Raw genomic sequence first — 18,340 nt, 5'->3', positions numbered from 1 at the left:
CTCACAATGAATTTAGTCTCTTCCGGATATCCTTGCATTGGGATGAACGGCCATATGCGGACCAGCTTGCGAACATCGCTGCTACTGCGAGTGATCGTCTGCACGGCGGCGTGCGAGCTATTGTTGGGCTGTTCAACACCCCAACCCGGTTCGGCGCTTCCCGCGCCGCCCACGCCTGAGGCCCAATCGGCGCAATCGACACCGCTCGCAATTCTTGTTTCGGCGATCAACGGGCTTGCAGCGGGCGACCCTTCCTATGCTGGAAGCTTCGTCGACGGCGGCGCGGTGATCGTGCAGTTCACTGACAACGCTGAGGCCCGCCTGCGCCGCCTGTCCGGCGACCCGCGCTATGTCGCTCGACAGGTCCGCTACTCCTTGAGGGAATTACAGGCCACGGAGCAGGCGGTTGCGGAATTGTTGTCGAGCCGGAAGTGGCGCTTCAACATTCTGACGATCGACATTCCACGCAATCGCGTGACCTTGAGCGGGGTTGATCGGCGGCAGTTTGGTGAGACAGCCCAGACCCTGATCGCTCATGATCCTCGGGTAATGATCCAATGACTGTATAGGCGCGCAGGCCATGTTTCGTTCAGCCGTGCGGCCATAGTCTCTTGGGATGACGATGCTGTCATCATCGCGGACGACCGCCGCCGCCCTCGCTGGTGCGGCATTTAGCGCGTCCACGCCCGCCCTGGCGTGCTCATGCATCCTGCCCGACAATATCGAGGCAGCGGCGCGCGCGGCGTTCGCGAAAGCCGACCTTGTTGGTGAGTTGGAGATAGGGCGCGCGCCGGTGGCAGCGGCGCGCAGTTTCTGGTGCGGGTCGGACGGACGAGCGCGACTATGGTTCAGGCCTGGGCAGAAGATCGAGCAGAGCCGCCCCGCGCGCGTTATCAGCGCTACGAAGGGCCGCGTCTCGGGACCAATCAGCATCCGCACCAGTCCGGTGATGAACATAGGTGGCCGGTGCGGGATGACCGGGAATAGCTGCCAGGTTTCTCTCAGCCGAAGCGCCGTTCGGACCGGCCCCATGCTGTTTCGGCGTGTTGCGCCGGGCACCTATGAACCCTTGGACGTTTGCACCCAGTCGGCGTTCACCCCCTGGCTCGAACAGCGCCAGAAGCATCGCGCAAGCCCGCAGACGCGGTAACGCTTCGAGGAACCATCGATTTCCTGAATCACCGGCTTGCCATTGATTCAGGAAAGTCGCCTGACTTGGAGAGGCTTATTTCGTAGGCTCCGCGCCATGAATGGCGCGAACCTGTCCCTGCCCGAGCCGATCGAACTGGTGGCGATCGACCCGGCGCGCAACATCCGCCGGCGTTACAGCATCACCGCAAGCCTCGATCTTTTCGGCATGATCGTTGTAGAAACCCGCTGGGGCCGGATCGGCGCACACGGCCAAGCCCAGCGGCACGCCTTCGCCGATCGCGCGGCGGCCGACCGCCACATTGCCGCGACCCTGCGGCGGCGCGGCACGGCCGAAACCCGGATCGGGGTACCTTACGAGCCGGTGCCTACCGAGGTTTGAGCCGCCACCGTCAAGCCGGCTGCTTGAAGAAACCGGCCGGTGCTACGGCCAGCATGTTGCCGGCTCAAGCGGCGCATCCTCTCCTGGACGACAGCCCTGGCGACCATCGACCGACCGTAGCGCTCCGCATTCTAGCCGGAAATGGTTCAGCGGGACAGGATGTCGGCGGTCCCTTGCACGTCTGGCGTTCGCCTGTGAGCGCTACGGCGGCGATGGTCATGGCGCGCTCGCGTCGAAATGGACGCTCTGGAAAAGCCTCGCGCCAGATCTTCTCGGCCATCGATGCAAGCTCCTGCGACGTCGGCGGCCGAGCCTCACGAATGCACGCTATCAAGGCGCGCGGAAACAGGCGCTCCATCGTCTCTCTCCGATTGCGATATGGAAGCCCCATAGCACGCGCGCAGCCCCGATCGACCGATACGGGACGAAGCGGGCCTTGAAGCGGTCTGGCCGGCAACATCGGCGGCTCGCACCCCCTATATCGCTTGAGGGCAGGAGAGCCCTGCCCGGAGAATGAGATGCCGCCCGATGTGCCTGCCCGTGTTCCCTTGCCGATCGCCATGCCCGATGATGCGTTCGGAGCAGCGCTGATCGAGCAGGCGGCGGCGCTAAGCGCCTATGCGCGGCGACTGACTGGAGGGGGTGCCGATGCCGACGACCTTCTGCAGGACACCATGCTCAGGTGCTGGACCGCGCGCGCCAGCTTCGCGGCGGGAACAAGCCTCGCCGCCTGGGCGCGGACCGTGATGAAGAACAGCTTTCTCACCGGTCGCCGCCGCGCCCGCTTTCATGCCGACCTGCCCGAAGAGGCGCGCGACCGCATGCTACGGGTGGACGAGACCCAGAGCCTCGCCGTCTGGCTGCGGGATACGGATTGGGCGCTCAGCGAACTCCCGATCCACCAACGCGAGGCGGTGCTGCTGGCGAGCCAAGGCGTGTCCATCGAGGATGGCGCGGCGCAGCTCGGCATTGCCCCAGGCACATTCAAGAGCCGCATCGCACGCGGGCGGACTCGGCTGCGCGCCCTCATCGAGGAGCGATCGACGCCGCTGCTGGCCGACAGGACCGGCCGCGATACGCTCCCGTCAGCGGCCAAGCGGCCCATCCACCTGCGGAAAAGGCGGGACTGGCGGGGCGTCAAGATCGGCTGATCCCCGGTGTGCCTGTCGGCTTGTTGCTTTTCTTAACGGTTTGCCGGTAGCGTGCGCGCACCTGCGGAGACGCGGGTGGAGGCGTGGAAACCTCCTGAAACACGAGCCGGTCGAGCTTCATCGACCGGGTGGCGGGCGCGCATGTCCAAGCCACCCGGCCAAAGGCGTCCGCGCCTGACGTGTTTCAGGTTTCCAACACCCGGTTCAGTGGCCGGCACGTCTCCGAAATGGGGCGTGCCGCCGGCTGAACAGGAACACTTGGGGCGGGAATGAGCTTGGAGAACCTTTTGACCGAGTAGGACATGCGTGAATAGTCATCTGCCTGTCGGCCGCCTCGCCGATCGCCTTCATTCCCTGCCGCGTGAGCGCGCCTGGTTCGCGATCCTCCTCAGCGTCACGGCGCTGGCGCTGGCGGACGCACATTTTTCCCGGATGGGTCTCGCGCCGCTCTATATCCCGATCGTCTGCGCCGCCTGCTGGGCGTTGGGAAGCCGTGCTGGCTATCTGGTGGCGATCGTTGCGGCGGTCCTCGCCGTCGTGCCGCATCTCGCCGAACTTCCAGGGCTCTCCCCCGCCCTGCTCGGGGCAAGGATGGCCGTGCGCGCCGTCACCTATGTTTTCGTCGCCGCCATTGTTCTCAGCTTCCGCCGGTCCTTCGACCGAGAGCACCACCTGGCGGCACGCGACCGCATGACCGATGCGCTCAACAAGGAGACGTTCCGCGAGCGCGTGATCCATCGTCTCGATCTAGCGGTGCCTGCCCGACAATCCTTCCTGCTCGCGATCCTTGATCTCGACGACTTCAAGGGCCTCAATAACCGCCACGGCCATGTTGCGGGCGACGAGGTGCTGCGCACCTTCGCACAGGGCGCGCGGGGGATCATCCGGCGTGAGGATGATTTCGGCCGAATCGGCGGCGACGAGTTCGCCTTTCTGCTTCCCGTCCATTCGGCCGAGGAAGCGGTGTATTTCGCTCGCTCGCTTCACAAGCGCCTGTCATCGGTTCTGGCCGGCACGCCTCATCCGGTGACGTGCAGCATGGGCGCGCTGCTGATTCAGCCCGAGACCCCGCGTGACGAACCCTCGTTGATGCACGCGGTCGATCAGCTCATGTACGCGGTCAAGCGCGCTGGGAAGAACGCCGTGGAGATCGGTCGCGCGGCGACAGATCGAGCCCCGGACACCCCTGTTCCGTCAAGGCTCCGGGTTCCCATCGAGGCATGTCTATGACGAATGACGACACAGCCCTCTCGCTTATGAGGATGGCATTGGCCCAACTGGATCGGAGCGGCCGAGGCGCGACGGCCACCGCCGTCCATTTGCAAGCCGCGATCGACGCCGCGACCGGAGCCGGCCCGATGCAACCCGGCGAGCTGCTGGACGACGAGGGGGCGTTTCCTTTTGAGCCTCTTGCATCGCGTCAGTGAAGCAGCCCTGTTAGGCAGGGTTGAGCGCGCCAGAAAGCGCCCCGATCAGCAGCTCGCGCGAAGCGGGCTTGTGGAAGGTCGGGCGTGAGGCGTGGGCAGCCGGGATCATGCTGGCCGCACCCGTGGCGAAGATGAAGGGCACGCCGCGACGGTCCAGTTCGTCCGCGATCGGGAACGAGGTTTCGGAGCCAAGTTGCACATCGAGGCTGGCGACATGAGGCGACGAGTCCAGCGCCGCGAGGGCATCCCGCACGCAATCGACAGGGCCGACGATTTCCGCGCCGGCTTCAGATATTATCTCAACCAGCGTAGCCGCGACCCAATAATCATCTTCGACAACCAGCACGCGAAGGCCGCTGATCCCGTCTTGTTTAGTCATGCCGCACCAAGCATTTACGCAGCCGTTCCACCGATCAGCGCAGCAACGCGCCGTCTGGCTCTGTGCTCCACGCGAACGTGCAAAATGTTCGTCCTGGGCTCCCGATTGCTCTAAGTAGCCGGGTAGGGGGCACGTAGAGTTATGGTCGATACTGAAACCCGGATTCGTGAGCTTGAGCATCGGTTCAGGAACATTCTCACTGTCGTTCGTTCCCTTGTCAGCCAGAGCTTGCAGGCGGCCGATTCGATCGAAGACGCCCGATCGACCATTGACGAGCGATTGGAGGCGCTGGGCAACGCGACCGAGCAGCTTCTATCCCACAACTGGCAGGCGGCGCCCCTGCCCGCGCTGGCGGAAAATGCGCTGGGCCACTTCACCCTCTACGCGGAGCGGCTTCGCCTCGACGGCCCCACGGTCACGATCGGCCCCAGGGCGGCGATGACGTTGACCCTCGCCTTTCACGAGCTGGCGACGAACGCGATCAAATATGGGGCCCTGTCCAATGAGGCGGGCACGATCGAGCTGACATGGAAGGTGCTGGATTCGGGCACCGAAGCCGAGCTTTGGATGCAATGGGCCGAACGGGGTGGCCCGCCAGTCGTCAGGCCCGAGCGGCGGGGCTTTGGGTCGCGGCTGATATGCACGGCCGTGAGCCGCAGCTTGCGCGGCCGTGCCGAGATGGAGTTTCCCGCCTCGGGCGTCGTGTGGACCTTGCTCGCTCCTCTGGCTGCGGTCGAGCTATGATCGATCCGGATACAGGATACCCCGCCGCTAAGCCTTGGTTCATCGCGCATGCCTGTCTCTCCGGCCCACGCTCCTTGCTGGATCGGGTCCCTCTCGCCACTTTGATCGTCTCTTTTATCAGGGTCTGAAATCCGGAGCACGTCTGTATGTCCAAACCGCTCTCCCCCGAAACAATGGCTTTGGTGAAAGCTACGGCGCCTGCGCTCCAGCAGCACGGCGTGGAGATTACCACGCGCATGTATCAGCGCCTGTTCGTCGATCCGGAGATCAAGGCGCTGTTTGACATGGCCGCGCACGAATCCGGCGCGCAGCCTAAGCGGCTAGCGGCCGCGATCCTCGCCTTCGCGCAGAACGTCGACAAGCTCGACGTGCTGAAACCCGCGATCGAACGCATCGCCGCGCGCCATGTCGAGACCCATATCAAGCCCGAACATTATCCTGCGGTCGCCAATGCGCTGTTGCCGGCGATCCGCGACATATTGGGCGAGGCGGCAACCGATGAGGTTCTGAACGCCTGGGGCGAGGCCTACTTGTAGGCGCTTGCAATCATAGCGGCGTGTGCTCGCAAACAGCCTGATTTCCTGCTCACGCTTTCTGCCACTGGCGGGGAGCGTCCTGCTCGAATTATCTGCCAGTGTGCTCGCCATCATCCGGCGCTGCTTGCAAACGGGGCGTTGTGCTCACGCTCCGTGCCAATGGGCTCTCCAAACCCGTAGCCGGCAAGCGCTTTTGCGAAGCAGGTTTCCAGAACAGTTCTGACAAGCGGCGGGCCGCAGAAATGCGTTGTCGTCATGGCCCGCCCGCGAGGTCGTCAGAAAGGAAGGTTTTCGCGAACAGGGCCGGCGCGTCGTGCTAGGCGATGGAACCCCGCAAGCGGACAGGATGCGATGACCAGGACCGAAATGCTGGAAACGATGAAGCGTCTCGACGCCCATGCGAACGCCCTGTTGCTTACCGGGGCCTCCGATATCGATCTGCTCGGCGGCATGTTCGACGTGATGCCCGACTTCAAGGCGTTGCTCGACGCCGGATACGGCGGTGAAATCGACAAGAACGCTGGTCGCTTCCCCGGTTTGCATCGCTACGCCGTCATGCTCTCCAATGTCGCCGAGGGGATCGCGGAAGGTTCCATCCGGGTGCCGCGCTGACGCCCTGTTTCGCTGGCAGGGGATGTGAGCAGACCTTTATGATTGCGAGCAGCGCAGGATGATGTCGAGCACATTGGCAGATAGCGCGAGCAGATCGCCGAGCCGGTTGTCAGATAATCCGAGCAAAAAAAGGCTCTGTTTGCAAGCAAACGCCGCTACGATTGCAAGCACCTACAATTACCTGTGTCATGTGAGGATCTGGACTCCCTGTAACGCGCGCGCGCGCTTTGAGATCGCGAGTTTGCCGAGGGAAAGGTGACCAGAGCGGAAAGCGTGACGTGGGGAAAGCCGCGCCGGATAGCTGAGGCTGCGCGGCCCGTCCGCTTGACGCTGTTCCCGCTTCCAAAAGGCAAAAAGCCCGAGCAGATTCCCCGCGACCGATACAAGATCAACGGCCAAGGCGAACGGTGCGCCAATGAGAAGATTGTGGGCCAGCCAGAAGGGCGCGGCCACGAGAAAGACGATCTTCATCCGCGTCGTTGATCGCTGGGTCCGCGCAATGAAAGAAGATGCACCGCCGCAAGCGGCAAGGCCGGACAGGATTCCATGCCAGGTCGCCACGGTGAGCAACAGCAGCGCGAGCAACGTCGCGCCGTCGAGCGCGAGCTTGGCAACCCGGTCACGAACCACCAGCGCGACGGTGAGCTGCATCAGGGAAAGAAGGCATGCGGCCGAAGCGGTAGGCGCGCCGATCAGCGCGAAGTGAAGCGCGAATGCGCCCGCGCCCGCGCCCTGCACCATGAGCGCTCCCCGGCGCGAGGGTAGGAGCGGCCAGCTCACCACGCAGCCGAGACCAACAGCCCCGAATAGGATCGCAGCTAACCCGGTGCTCGCAAACGTTTGATCGAGGAAAAGCGACATGCACGCTCGCGTCGGGGTTGGTCCGGCTTCCACCGTGAAGGAAGAAGGTTAATGTGGCGTTGTCGTCGACCGCTTTCCCATCGCGAGTCCCGGCCACAATGGCATTTGGCTTTTGACGAGGACTGGTTCATTCTGCGTCCAGCGCGGCGCTCTTCCCCTTGGGTTCCGCCCTTGTTTGGACCAGGACAATGGTGCGTGACGCTTTCAAGCTTCTCGCCATCTCGACGTCGCTCGTGCTTTCTGGCTGCGTCAGTCCGCGAGAAATGGCCGCTCGCCATCGGGCGGCGTGTGCGAGCTACGGCTTCCAGCCTGGAACGGAGAGCTATGCGAATTGCCTTCTCCAGCTCGACGTAGGTGATTACGGCTACGGCCATCATAGGGGTGGCGTGCCGTTGTTTCCCGCCCGGCATCAGGCGCCCGCGCCGCCTCCGCCTATCGCCACGCAGGACTAAGGTCGGCTAAAGTTCACTGATGCCCCATCGTCCTGACCTATTGATCTACGCACTTTCGCTCGGAAGCGCAGCGCCCGTGGCGGCTCAGCAGGTGGTGCCCGCCAAACCACGAACCGCCGCGGGTGCGTCGAAGTTCGTCCAGGACATGCTGACCCGCGGCACAGCCGTCGCAAAGCCTTGGCCGGGTTTCGTGCGGAACAGCAGGATCACGAGCGTAGGAGTGAAAGGTGGTTGCCTCGTTACGCTCACGCTCGCCGACAAAAGCGCCCTCAGCGTGAAACTAGATCAGGTGGTTGCGATCCGACCGCTTTACTCGGCCAACGCGCCCCAGGCGTCGGTGGAGATCAAAGGGGGCGCGCAGCCCTACGAGGGTCTCGATATATTCGTCGGGGACAACGACGCGGTGCGCCGCGTCGGTGATGCCCTGGAGTTCATGCGCCAGTCCTGTGATCCATCGGCGAAGACTGGTTTCTAAACCGGCCAGCGGCGTCTCACCGACTTTTGCGAGGGCGGCTTGATCCGCACCCGACCAAGTTGGCCAACACCGTTATAATCTCATTCTAACCGTTGCGCGCACCGTCGTCGGCGCGCCGGGCATGATGTTGTTGTCGTTGTAGGCGGACGAGAAATAATCGCTGTTAAGCAGATTCTCGACGTTGATTTGCGCCTCGATCTGGGGGGTGAGCTTGAAGAATGCGGCGGCATCGACGCGGGTGAAGGCGGGCAGGATGGCGGTGTTGCTGATGGACGTGAAGCTTTTCGACTGGTGGTAGACACCGGCGCCGGCCCCCAAGCGTGGGGTGAGGTCGTAACGCGTCCAGAGCGAAGCCTGCTGTTTTGGAACCAGCGGAACCTCGCGCCCGGCCGGGGCGGCACTCGTCGTTTTGCGAATTGTCGCGTCCTGCAGCGCATAGCCCGCGCTGATCTGCCACTGGGGTGTGATCGCGCCGCTAAGGCCGAGTTCGAGCCCTTTGCTGCGCTGCGCGCCCGTGAGCACCGTCCGTGCGGGGTCATTGGGGTCGGCCGCGCGGGTGTTGGTGCGGTCAAGCTGGTAGATGGCGGCGGTCAGGTTCAGCGTCGGGCGGATATCCCATTTGAGGCCAAGCTCGTAATTGTCGAACCTCTCCGGCTCCAGCGCGGCGCTGGTGACATCGAGCGATGAGAATTGATCCCCCGACTGCGGCAGGAAGGACCGGCTATAGCTGGCGTATATCGAGACAGGTTGCACCGGCTTGAGCACCACGCCCAGGCGGGGAGACCAAAGCGTGTCGGTCCGGCGATAGCTCTGCCCGGCAACCAGGTCGTCGACGTTAAGCGTGAAGCGGTCGCGGCGAACGCCGCCGATCAGATCGACATGGTCGCCGATCGAGATCTGGTCCTGCACATAGAAGGCGGCGGCGTCGGCGTTCGTGCGGATTGACCGGTAGCCGGTATTGGGAGTGGTGCGCAGCGTGACCGGCGGCACCGTGATCGGGTCGGCCAACCCGACAAAGACGCGCCGCCCCCCGTTGACGATATCACCACCCCCGAAAAAGCCGTTGATCCGCTGGTTGCGCGTGCGCTGGTCGCTAATTTCGAAGCCAGCGAGCAGCACGTGGCGGACGGGTCCAGTGGTGACCCTCCAAACAAGGTCGTTCTGGTTGAGCAGGTTCTTGCGTGTCGTGGGATCGCTATACGCTTCGAGGCCGACGCTCTGGACGCCGCCGCGCGACGTGACCGGGGTGACCGGAAAGGCGTTCCGATAGAGCTTGTCGTAATCACCATACAGGACCCGACTGGTCAGGGTCAGATTGTCGCTGAAGCGGTGCTCGACGCGCCCATTCAGGACCTTGGCCTCGAAATCGCTGACGTTGAATCCCGGCACACCGAAGAAGGTGTCGCGGGCGCCGGTGAGCGGGCGTGACGGGCTCGTCAGCGAGCCCTGAACGGCCGAGGGGACGCCTCGGTCGATCGTTCGCTTGTCGCTGTTATATTCGAAGCCCAGATCGATCCGAGTCGCACCGCCGAGCGAGAGCGCGACGGTCGGGTTGATCGCAACCCGGCGCCCGTCATAGAAGTCGCGATTGTTTCGGAACTCCTCGTAAACGGCGTTCATCCGGGTGGAGACGGACTCGCTGAGTGGCTGACTGATGTCGGCGTCGACATACCATGCGCCATATGTGTCCGCCGAACCGCTGCCGCTGATGAAGGCGTTGGCGACAGGGCGCTTGGTGACGCGGTTGATTACGCCCCCGCCGCCGCCGCGCCCGAAGATCATCGCGTTGGGACCTTTCAGAACCTCGATCCTCTCTGCATTGTAGAGGCCGCGATAATATTGCACGTCGTCCCGCAAGCCATCGACGAAGAAGTCTGCGGTGCTGCTGTTCCCGCGCAGGATGATCTGATCGCGGTGTCCCTCACCTTGAGAGATTACGGCGCCGGGGACATAGCGTAGTACATCGGCAATAGAGCGCATCGCCTGGTCGTCGATCTGCGTTTCCGTGATGATCGAGACCGCTTGGGGGACATCGTTGAGCTCGGTCGGTGTGCGCGTGGCGGTGCTGGTCGCATCGATCTGATAGCCGTCGCGGACGCCGGTCACGATGATCGTTTGCGAGGTGCTGCCGGGTCCCGGCAGGAACTGGTCTTGAGCCATTGCCGGGACGGTGAGCAGCCCGAAGCCGAGTGCAGTTCCAATACCAAGATTTCTCACCGTTGACCCTTTTGCGAATCTCTCTCACCAACGCAATAGGTGATTTGAGAGTGCGTCGCAATAGCCCTTCGGGGTGGTCGCTGTCGGGCCCGTTGACTTGCTCTCTAAAATATGAGGCCAGCGAAACGGACTACGGCAATGTTACGAAGCCCGACGAGATCACTTATCAGAGCCTGAGTTGGCTTTGCCGTTGCATTACGCCGAACGTCCTCAGCCATGACATGGAAGAGAGCCGAGCCAGTGACGCTCACCGGACGACGATCTTGCCTTTCATGCCGAAAATCGAGTGCATGAAGTGCGAACAATGCACGTCGTAGGTTCCGATCCGGTTGACAACCAGGCGCACGTCCCCGCTTTCTCCGCCTCCCAGATCGACCTCACCCTTGTTGATCGTCGACCGGCTGGCAGGGGCAATACTGGCTTGCTCGAAAAAGGCCTTGGCGACAAAATTGTGGCCGCCCCCTGCCGTGTTAACAAAGCGCAAGCGGTAGGGAACACCGCGTTGAAGCGTGATCGTGGCTGGAACGAAAGCGAAATTCTTCATGTCGATTTCGATCGTCCGGGCGTTCAACCAGTTCGGCGATTGAGCAAAGCCAGGCCCCGCGAGAAGAAGGCCGCAAACAGCGAGGCTTAGCGAGCGCATCGAACATCCCCAGTACAAGCGTATCATAGCACGGATTGAGCCGCAGGCTCATTTGGCCGTTCAAAAGCTGCATCGAAGCGAAAATCCCGAGAAAGGGACGTCAATTCCAACTTCCACGGCGCTAGATTCCGAGCCGATTGGCCTGCTTCGGCGTGCAAGGTGATGTTCATCGAGTAGGTTCGTCGTCGGAATCCGAATGGTGTACATGCAAGCGGGCTCGGTGCGAAACCCGCGTCCACCCAGGCATGCGAGGCAGCTCAAGGATCAAAAGAAGCATCAGAGCGGTTATGACAGCCAGATGATAGATCCCGTACGCGGCGCTTAACCCGACCGCTGCAGACGCCCAGAGCGTAGCTGCCGTTGTGAGCCCCGTCACGCGCCCAGCGTCGCGCAGGATGATGCCGGCGCCAATGAATCCTACTCCAGTAACAATTCCCGCAGAGATGCGACCTTGGTCCCCGATGGCGTTCGACACAAGTCCGAAGGCGCAGGCTCCTAGCGAAGCAGCCATGTAGGTTCGGATTCCGGCTTCCCTGCCGTGGTGCTCACGTTGCCAGCCAATTATGGCACCCAGCAACCCTGCCAGTAGGATGCGCGCTATATCAAGCCACCAGGGAATGTTTTCCGTAAGATACGTCAATGACTACAACCCTTGCTTCATTTTTTTTCGCGAAATTTATCATGAAATCGATCGTCGTAAGAGTAGCTGATTATAATAATCCAGTAGATCAATTAGGTGATCGAGATCCGTACGAACTCTTCCTGCTGCATCCAGGGTTGCCGAACGTAACTGTACGGAATCCCGCGCCAACAGGCGCAGGATCGCCGCTGCGCAGGATTTCGCGTCACGCGCATTATAGGATTCGGAATGGCTTGGTGCTGCAAATTCCGCTGACCCTCCCTCGTTAGGAACAATCAACGGCAGCCCTGACGCGATGGCTTCTAAGGCAACGAGACCAAAAGGTTCGGTATCCGATCCGTGCACGAGCGCATCTGCGCTGGCCAACACGGATGCAAATCGCTCACGCTCGAAGATCGGCTTAAACAGCCGGATGTGGGGATTGCCAGCGACGCGGCTGAAGATTTTGGGTCGATCGACGCCGTCGCCAAGGAGGATGAGCCCAATAGGTGCCGATTGGCCGGCTTGTTCAACCGCATCAATAACCATCGGCCAGCGCTTCTCCGGGTGATGCCTCCCGACCCCGATAAGTAAATGCGCACAAGGTGGAAGGTGGCACTCGCCCAGTAGCGCTGCCCGTAGTTGTTCATCTCGAAGATGCGGGGCGAAAACGCCGCCTTCCACGCCGAGCGGAAGCGGTGCATCGACCTGAAGTCCGCGGCCGGAATACCAACGGTCGAGCGTCCTGCCATTCGTGACAAAGGCATCGAACCTGTCGAGGAAGTGAGCAAGGTAGCGGGTGTACCACCCAAACCAACTCTCAACTTTTTGCCGCGAGGCCAGTCGTCCCACCCAACGCTGCGCGTAGGCAGTCATATGGTCATTGTGTGCGAAGAAGACTTTAGCCGCGGGCGCTCTCCAGTTGGCGACGATCCATGCGGGGCGAAACGGCGAGCTTGTCTCGACGACGTCGGGATTTAGTTCATCGAGCAGTGCCGTTACCGGAGCCCCATCCCAGAACATCCCGTAGCTTCGGTCGAACGGAAGGCGGGGTGCGGCTACCCAGAAAACGCGCCCCCCGCCGGGGCGGTGTTCGAGACGATTCTCATGGCCGGGTGCGATGACAATAAGTTCGTGACCAAGATCAGCCAGGAGTCGCATTTTCCGGTCGATGTACGTTCGAACCCCACCTCCTGTCGGGCAGTAGTACTCATTGACATCAACGATCCGCATTTGAATCGACACGAGCAAGTGTTCTAGCCACTAGCAAGGTTTGCACTATAAATAGGCAAATCAGCGCGGCGCCGATGAATCCTACCAGAGCGTCTAGTGCCGGTATCGTCCAGATACGGTCTCCGCCGGGCTCGATTGCCATCATCGCAATCGTCAACAGGATCAGGAAAAGGCGAAGCTCGGTAGGACCCATTGCGAGATAGGACAGTCGCAATTCGCCCATCACTCGCGCCGCGAGGAATGTGTGAACCGACATCAAGAGGTAACCGGCCAGCGCGACCATGGCGATGTTCATGGTCACGTACGGGGAAAGGCCGATCCTGGCCACGATCAGCAGATTTGCCATCCCGTCACAACTGTGATCGATGAAGTATCCGTAGGAGGGGCGCTCGATCTTACGATACCGCGCGAGGCTTCCGTCCATTGAGTCCCCAAACCATTGAACGACATAGCCGGCGAGGGACAAAAGTAACCAAAGGTGGCCAAGATTGCTCGCAATGTAGCCGCCAAAAACCATTGTGGCTCCAATCATGCCGATGGCGGTCAGGCGATCCGGCGTGATGGAAGCAGGCATTCGGGCGCAAAGCCATTGGAGAACCCGTCGTTCGCTCTTGGCAAGCCAATTCTCTTGTATGCGGCGTAGTTCGGAACGAGCAGGAGAGCCATGCATCATGGGAAAACCGGGAGCGTACGGCGCGTGATCGGTTGCGGTGACGTTCGCCCATGCAGAGCGTCAATCTCCGCCTGGCGGCCTTCCAGATAGTTCCTGCGCGAAGCAGCATACGGGTCCGGCGTGTCTTTCAACTCGCGAAGTTGTGAGTCGAACTGGACCCGGTAATCAAGCGACCCAACGATGCTTGCTGGAACCGTGTAGGTGGGCTGGTTGAACGGCTGGCCGAACGCCGACGGAAGAACCATTCGGTCGATACCAAGGCCGATGAGGTCTCTGACGGTCGTAGGGCCGATCAGCGGAAGGAACAGAAAGGGGCCGGGCTTTACGCCGTAATAGCCCAGTGTGTTGGCAAAGCCGTTCGATCTACGAGGTAGTTTGAACGGTTTTTTCCGGGCGACATCGATCATCCCGGCGACGCCGACCGTTGTGTTGATCGCAAACCGTCCGGCCGTCTCGGCCGCCTTGCCGGGTTTGAGCTGAACGAGGAAATTGAGGAATGCAACCGGTTCAGCCAGATTATTGAAGAAATTGCGGATTGCCCCACGAACCGAACCAGGCAAGGCGCGTTGATAGGTCATCGCCACCGGCGCGACGACCGCCTTGTCAACGGTCTGGGTGATGGCAAATGCCTGTGCGTTGACAGCTTGCAACGGATCTCCCGGCGCATGACCCGGTCGAGCAGTGACCACAATGTCATTGTGTTCGACCGTCTGCTGCTCGGCGCCAATATCTATCGGCAAACCTTCCTCCGGTGACGACGGTGGCGTTGGAGCCTCAACGGGGTTTGCCGACGTTGCTTCGCCTTCGGAGCCTATAGCCGGTACCTCTTGCGGCACATGGCCGACAGGTGCCGTTTCTTGAAAAAGCACCGGCACGATCGCCATCTGATCCAGCATTACTGGAGGAGGCAGAAACAGTGCCGCAGCCACGATAGCAGTGCCCAACTCATAACCTTTCGACAGGAAGAGCTCACCTGGGCGTTGCAAGTCCACCGCCTTTGGGCCATCCTCTGCGAATGAGACGCCGCCGCAGGACGCAACCGCACCTGCCGAAAAGCCGGGACGGATTTTTTGCCTCCGAACGCCCCTGGAGAAAAAGGTAAACGGGAGAAGCTCGTCCACGCCCCGCAATCCGGTCTTGCCGCCTTGTACGCAGCGTACCGTCCGGAGCTTCTCCGCTTTCTGATCACGCGCACAGGCGATCCGGCCGAAGCGGAAGACGTGCTTCAGGAACTCTGGCTGCGAGTTCATGCGGCCGGCGGCAGCCCCGTCGCAAATGGCCGCGCGTATCTCTATCGCGCGGCACAGAACCTTGTATTGGATCGGATGCGGGAAAGACGCCGCCGCTCAACGCGCGACCGTGACTGGTCGGTTGCGGAATATGGTGCCGCCAGCCCAGGCGAAACAGCCGATCCGCGCCCGGGCGCCGAACAGGCGATGGAGGACCAACAGCGCTCGGCACGTCTGGCGACCGCCATCGCGGCGCTGCCGCCCGCAGCCGGCCGAGTGTTCCGGCTTCACAAGCTCGATGGGTTGCCGCACGCGGATGTGGCTCGAGAGCTCGGCATTACGCGCAGCGGCGTGGAGAAGCACATGGCAACCGCGATGACTTTTCTTCGGCGATCGCTGAGGGACTGAGGCGGGATGGCTTGCTCGGCGTCTTACGTTCGAACCAGGAGACTGCCGGCGTGCTCCGTCGGCGGCGATGCGAAATGACCACGACAGAGGACATCTACGAGCAGGCCGCGCTGTGGCATCAGGGACAGCATCGCGACGACTTTGACTGGGATGGCTTTACTCGCTGGCTAGCTGCGAATTCTGAGCATCGTGCGTGTTATAACGAGATTGCGCTGCTTGATGAAGAGATCGATCGCCTACGGCCCGCTCTTCTTCCGCGCGCGGTCAAAAACAAAGGCGCACGCAAATGGCTGCGCTGGCGCATCGTCGCGGGCGCCGTTGCAGCCTCGGCCGTGGCCATCGTATCACTGCCGCTTCTGCGCTTTGACGCGCCGACCGCCTCGCCGGTCTATCGCACTGCCGCTAGCGAAATGAGGTCCGTCACGCTGCCAAGCGGCGCGAAAGCGACACTTGCGCCTGGGTCGACATTGGTTGCCAATGTCGACAATGCCCGTCACGTGCGGCTGACCGGGACCGCGTTCTTTGACGTGCGCCACGATCCTGCTTCGCCCTTCACTGTCGAGGCGGCCGACTTCCTCGTCAAAGATGTCGGCACCCGGTTCGATGTCTCTCTGGAGAACGGTATTCTCAGGGTGGCGGTTCAGGCCGGGACTGTGTCGGTGAGCTCGGTTCGGTTCGCTCAGCCCGTCGTGCTAGACGCGGGCAAGGCGCTTTTCGCAGACCCGGGACGCGGTGTGGTGGAGATCACTGCCCAGGCGACCGAGGCCGTCGGGAGCTGGCGGCGGGGTCGGCTCGTGTATAACCGCGCGCCGCTCGGGCTGGTCGTCGCTGATGTGTCGCGCTACGCAGGACGGCGGGTGGAGATCGGCCGCGACCTGGCCAACAGGCGCTTCTCGGGCGTCATCACGATCGAACCGGGCGCGTCAGCCATCGACACGCTTAAGCAGTTGACGGGGTTGGATGCGAGAGTGGAAGGAAGCACTGTGCGTCTCGTCCGCGGCGCTGGCGACTAGCGTTGCCGGACCGGCAGCGGCTCAGGAGCGTGTCCTTTCGATCGACGTCCCCGCTGGTACGCTTGAGACGATGCTCGCCGCGCTCGCCACTCAGACGAAGACATCGTTCGCGCTCGATGCTCCGCTTCCACAGCGCCGGGCGATCGCGTTGCGAGGCCGGATGACGGTTGATGCCGCTTACGCGCGACTCTTGGCAGGCACCGGCCTCTCGGCCCACCGCGTCGGACCGGCGACCTTTCGGATATCGGCTGCCCCCGCCGCCCCGAACGCCGGCCCGACAGCCGCCAGCGCAGATCCAACCGTTTCATCGGACATCATCGTCACCGCCAGGAAGATGCGCGAGTTGCTTTCGCAAGTGCCGGGACCGGTCACGGTCCATGTACTGGATGGAAGCGCCGCCGCGGGCTCGGACGCTGGCACGTCGGCGGTGGCGACCCAGGTTCAGGGATTGATTGCTACGAATGGCGGGCCAGGTGCGAGCCGATTGTTCTTGCGGGGCATAGCCGACAGTCCGTTTATCGGCTTCGGACAGTCCCCGGTGAGTGTGTACCTGAACGAGGCCCGGATCACTTACGACGCGCCCGATCCCGACTTCCGAATGGTTGATGTAGATCGGGTCGAAGTGCTGAAGGGACCGCAGGGTCCGCTTTACGGTACAGGAGCACTGGGCGGCGTCTATCGCGTGATGACCATTGCGCCCGATTTGGGCCAATTTGCCGGTCGCTCCCGTCAGCGTATCGCCGGCCTCCCGGGTCACGGTGTCGGCGCGTCGGTCGAGGGCGTCGTCAACTTACCCGTGCGCCAGGATCAGGCCGCCTTGCGGTTGGTGGGCTACGTCGATGTCGCGCCAGGCTGGATCAACAACGCTGGAGGTCGCTCGGGCGTCAACCGAACGGTCGTGCGCGGCACCAGAGCGTCGCTTCGCGTTGTCCCAAGCGAGGGGTGGACTTTTGACCTCATTGGCGCCGGTCAGAACATCCGCGCGCTCGACAGCCAATATGTGGATCGCGACAAGGAAGAGCTGACACGCGCAGACCGGACGCCGGAGCCACGGTCGAATAATGTCTGGCTCACCTCGGGCGTCCTGCAAGGTGAGCTTGGGCCTTATGCCCTGACCGTCTCTACAAGCCTAGCAACGCAGAGGACGCTGAAGGTTGACGACGCGAGCAGCGCGGCCTCGTCCCTCGGTCTGACCGCGCCGCTGCGGTATGCCGAAACCCGCACATATCAGGTATTCGACCAGGAAATCCGCCTTGCGAACAAAAGCGGCCGAACGCCTTGGGCTTTGGGCGTTTCCTATCTCTCATCCCGTAGCGGCGCTCGCGGCCGAGCATCGGAAATCGGCCCGATGATCGCAGATTTGCTGGATGCGTCAAGAAGCGTCACCGAAACGGCCATGTTTGCCGAGGGTAGCCGACCGCTTGTCGATGGTCTTCGTCTCGGCCTTGGCGTCCGCGTTTTCCGCTCAACCGTCAAGGAGGACCGCGACGACGATGTCGGAACCGAAGTTCGGTCCAAGTCTTTATGGGGTGTATCGCCCAGCGCGACGTTGTCATGGTTGCCCTCCTCCACCTCGTTGGCCTACTTTCGCGTTGCGTCCGCATTTCGGCCCGGTGGCCTCGATCCAACCAACGTGGAAACCCGCCGCTACGATGCCGATCAGTTGGTCGCCTTCGAGGCTGGATTTCGACGCACTTCGGACGGCGGCAGGCTTCAGGTTGAAGTTGGCGCGTTCAGCTCCATCTGGTCGGACGTTCAGTCGGACTATCTTCTTAATTCCGGCCTTGTGGCGACGCGTAACGCTGGCGACGCGAATATCCTGGGCGGCGAACTGACCGTTCGGTGGCGGCCGACACCGGCATGGTCCTTTGTTGCGGGCGCCTCCGGCCAGCGCGCCCGGCTGGTTCGCGGCATTGATGGTGCAGATTTGGAGCGTGACCCGCGCCTTCCTGTTGTACCTGACGTATCCGGCCACTTCGAGATGCGACATTCGATCGATGCAGGGTCCTGGCGAGTGTCGCCCGCGGTGACCGGTCGCTACCTAGGACGGTCTAGGCTGAGCCTGGACCCTGGGCTCGACCGGCGGATGGGCGGGTTCGCCGAGTTCGGGGCGGGGCTTGAGGCCCGCCGGGGGGCG

Annotated in this window: 19 protein-coding genes; 11 read left to right on the top strand and 8 right to left on the bottom strand. The window is 62.3% G+C overall.

Translation table 11 applies throughout. The features are described from left to right. The first annotated feature begins 42 nt into the window (after positions 1 to 42). The 4 genes from OC550_RS22505 to OC550_RS22490 all read left to right on the top strand — a co-directional run bounded on the left by OC550_RS22505 (position 43) and on the right by OC550_RS22490 (position 3,912). The gene (locus tag OC550_RS22505; protein WP_042490949.1) at positions 43 to 561 is read left to right on the top strand and encodes a hypothetical protein; all 519 of its coding nucleotides are present in this window, start codon (positions 43 to 45) and stop codon (positions 559 to 561) included. Between the two features lie 685 nt (positions 562 to 1,246). Then, positions 1,247 to 1,531 (top strand): WGR domain-containing protein, encoded by a 285-nt coding sequence (locus tag OC550_RS22500; RefSeq protein WP_042490943.1) that lies wholly within the window; start codon positions 1,247 to 1,249, stop codon positions 1,529 to 1,531. A 518-nt stretch (positions 1,532 to 2,049) separates the two neighbouring features. Continuing rightward, the gene (locus OC550_RS22495) at positions 2,050 to 2,682 is read left to right on the top strand and encodes an RNA polymerase sigma factor (RefSeq protein ID WP_042490940.1); all 633 of its coding nucleotides are present in this window, start codon (positions 2,050 to 2,052) and stop codon (positions 2,680 to 2,682) included. 306 nt (positions 2,683 to 2,988) lie between these two features. Further along, positions 2,989 to 3,912: a GGDEF domain-containing protein gene (locus OC550_RS22490; RefSeq protein WP_042490938.1), complete on the top strand. Its 924-nt coding sequence runs from the start codon at positions 2,989 to 2,991 to the stop codon at positions 3,910 to 3,912. Between the two features lie 207 nt (positions 3,913 to 4,119). Here OC550_RS22490 and OC550_RS22485 read toward each other — a convergent pair whose 3' ends face one another. Continuing rightward, the gene (locus OC550_RS22485; RefSeq protein WP_042490934.1) at positions 4,120 to 4,488 is read right to left on the bottom strand and encodes a response regulator; all 369 of its coding nucleotides are present in this window, start codon (positions 4,486 to 4,488) and stop codon (positions 4,120 to 4,122) included. 141 nt (positions 4,489 to 4,629) lie between these two features. On the opposite strand from OC550_RS22485, the gene OC550_RS22480 reads away from it, so the two are divergent. The 3 genes from OC550_RS22480 to OC550_RS22470 all read left to right on the top strand — a co-directional run bounded on the left by OC550_RS22480 (position 4,630) and on the right by OC550_RS22470 (position 6,380). Continuing rightward, on the top strand, positions 4,630 to 5,232 hold the full coding sequence (locus OC550_RS22480) for a sensor histidine kinase (RefSeq protein WP_052811617.1): 603 nt from the start codon (positions 4,630 to 4,632) through the stop codon (positions 5,230 to 5,232). Positions 5,233 to 5,378: 146 nt separating this feature from the next. Then, positions 5,379 to 5,768 (top strand): globin domain-containing protein, encoded by a 390-nt coding sequence (locus OC550_RS22475; protein ID WP_126053680.1) that lies wholly within the window; start codon positions 5,379 to 5,381, stop codon positions 5,766 to 5,768. 351 nt (positions 5,769 to 6,119) lie between these two features. Beyond that, positions 6,120 to 6,380: a hypothetical protein gene (locus OC550_RS22470; protein WP_015449245.1), complete on the top strand. Its 261-nt coding sequence runs from the start codon at positions 6,120 to 6,122 to the stop codon at positions 6,378 to 6,380. A 186-nt stretch (positions 6,381 to 6,566) separates the two neighbouring features. On the opposite strand, the gene OC550_RS22465 is transcribed toward OC550_RS22470, so the two are convergent. Continuing rightward, complete coding sequence (locus OC550_RS22465; protein ID WP_080604539.1) at positions 6,567 to 7,241, bottom strand: YgjV family protein; 675 nt, start codon at positions 7,239 to 7,241, stop codon at positions 6,567 to 6,569. A 471-nt stretch (positions 7,242 to 7,712) separates the two neighbouring features. Between OC550_RS22465 and OC550_RS22460 the strand changes: the two genes are divergently transcribed. Then, positions 7,713 to 8,168: a hypothetical protein gene (locus tag OC550_RS22460; RefSeq protein ID WP_037474351.1), complete on the top strand. Its 456-nt coding sequence runs from the start codon at positions 7,713 to 7,715 to the stop codon at positions 8,166 to 8,168. A gap of 72 nt (positions 8,169 to 8,240) precedes the next feature. Here the strand turns inward: OC550_RS22460 and OC550_RS22455 are convergent, their stop codons facing one another. The 6 genes from OC550_RS22455 to OC550_RS22430 form a co-directional block, all read right to left on the bottom strand. After that, complete coding sequence (locus tag OC550_RS22455; RefSeq protein ID WP_262108018.1) at positions 8,241 to 10,385, bottom strand: TonB-dependent siderophore receptor; 2,145 nt, start codon at positions 10,383 to 10,385, stop codon at positions 8,241 to 8,243. A 247-nt stretch (positions 10,386 to 10,632) separates the two neighbouring features. Then, positions 10,633 to 11,028 (bottom strand): cupredoxin domain-containing protein, encoded by a 396-nt coding sequence (locus OC550_RS22450; protein ID WP_197419094.1) that lies wholly within the window; start codon positions 11,026 to 11,028, stop codon positions 10,633 to 10,635. Positions 11,029 to 11,194: 166 nt separating this feature from the next. Then, a complete protein-coding gene (locus OC550_RS22445) occupies positions 11,195 to 11,668 on the bottom strand; it encodes an MgtC/SapB family protein (protein WP_051121504.1) in 474 nt (157 codons plus the stop codon). Positions 11,669 to 11,707: 39 nt separating this feature from the next. Continuing rightward, positions 11,708 to 12,892 (bottom strand): glycosyltransferase, encoded by a 1,185-nt coding sequence (locus OC550_RS22440; RefSeq protein WP_198010904.1) that lies wholly within the window; start codon positions 12,890 to 12,892, stop codon positions 11,708 to 11,710. Beyond that, on the bottom strand, positions 12,867 to 13,454 hold the full coding sequence (locus OC550_RS22435) for a CDP-alcohol phosphatidyltransferase family protein (protein WP_262108017.1): 588 nt from the start codon (positions 13,452 to 13,454) through the stop codon (positions 12,867 to 12,869). The genes OC550_RS22440 and OC550_RS22435 overlap by 26 nt, the downstream gene beginning before the upstream one ends. Positions 13,455 to 13,549: 95 nt before the next feature. Continuing rightward, positions 13,550 to 14,545 (bottom strand): VacJ family lipoprotein, encoded by a 996-nt coding sequence (locus OC550_RS22430; protein WP_051121506.1) that lies wholly within the window; start codon positions 14,543 to 14,545, stop codon positions 13,550 to 13,552. Positions 14,546 to 14,623: 78 nt separating this feature from the next. On the opposite strand from OC550_RS22430, the gene OC550_RS22425 reads away from it, so the two are divergent. The 3 genes from OC550_RS22425 to OC550_RS22415 all read left to right on the top strand — a co-directional run. Continuing rightward, positions 14,624 to 15,190, top strand: a complete 567-nt coding sequence (locus OC550_RS22425) for an RNA polymerase sigma factor (protein WP_051121508.1) — start codon at positions 14,624 to 14,626, stop codon at positions 15,188 to 15,190. A 74-nt stretch (positions 15,191 to 15,264) separates the two neighbouring features. Beyond that, positions 15,265 to 16,203: a FecR family protein gene (locus tag OC550_RS22420; RefSeq protein WP_066657216.1), complete on the top strand. Its 939-nt coding sequence runs from the start codon at positions 15,265 to 15,267 to the stop codon at positions 16,201 to 16,203. A 70-nt stretch (positions 16,204 to 16,273) separates the two neighbouring features. Then, the coding region (locus tag OC550_RS22415) for a TonB-dependent receptor (RefSeq protein WP_262108016.1) at positions 16,274 to 18,340 on the top strand (2,067 nt) is incomplete at its 3' end.

It is taken from the genome of Arthrobacter sp. Marseille-P9274 (assembly GCF_946892675.1).
Taxonomy (GTDB): domain Bacteria; phylum Actinomycetota; class Actinomycetes; order Actinomycetales; family Micrococcaceae; genus Crystallibacter.
The sequence above is the reverse complement of the archived record's forward strand: the minus strand, read 5'-3'. Positions and strand labels throughout refer to the sequence as shown.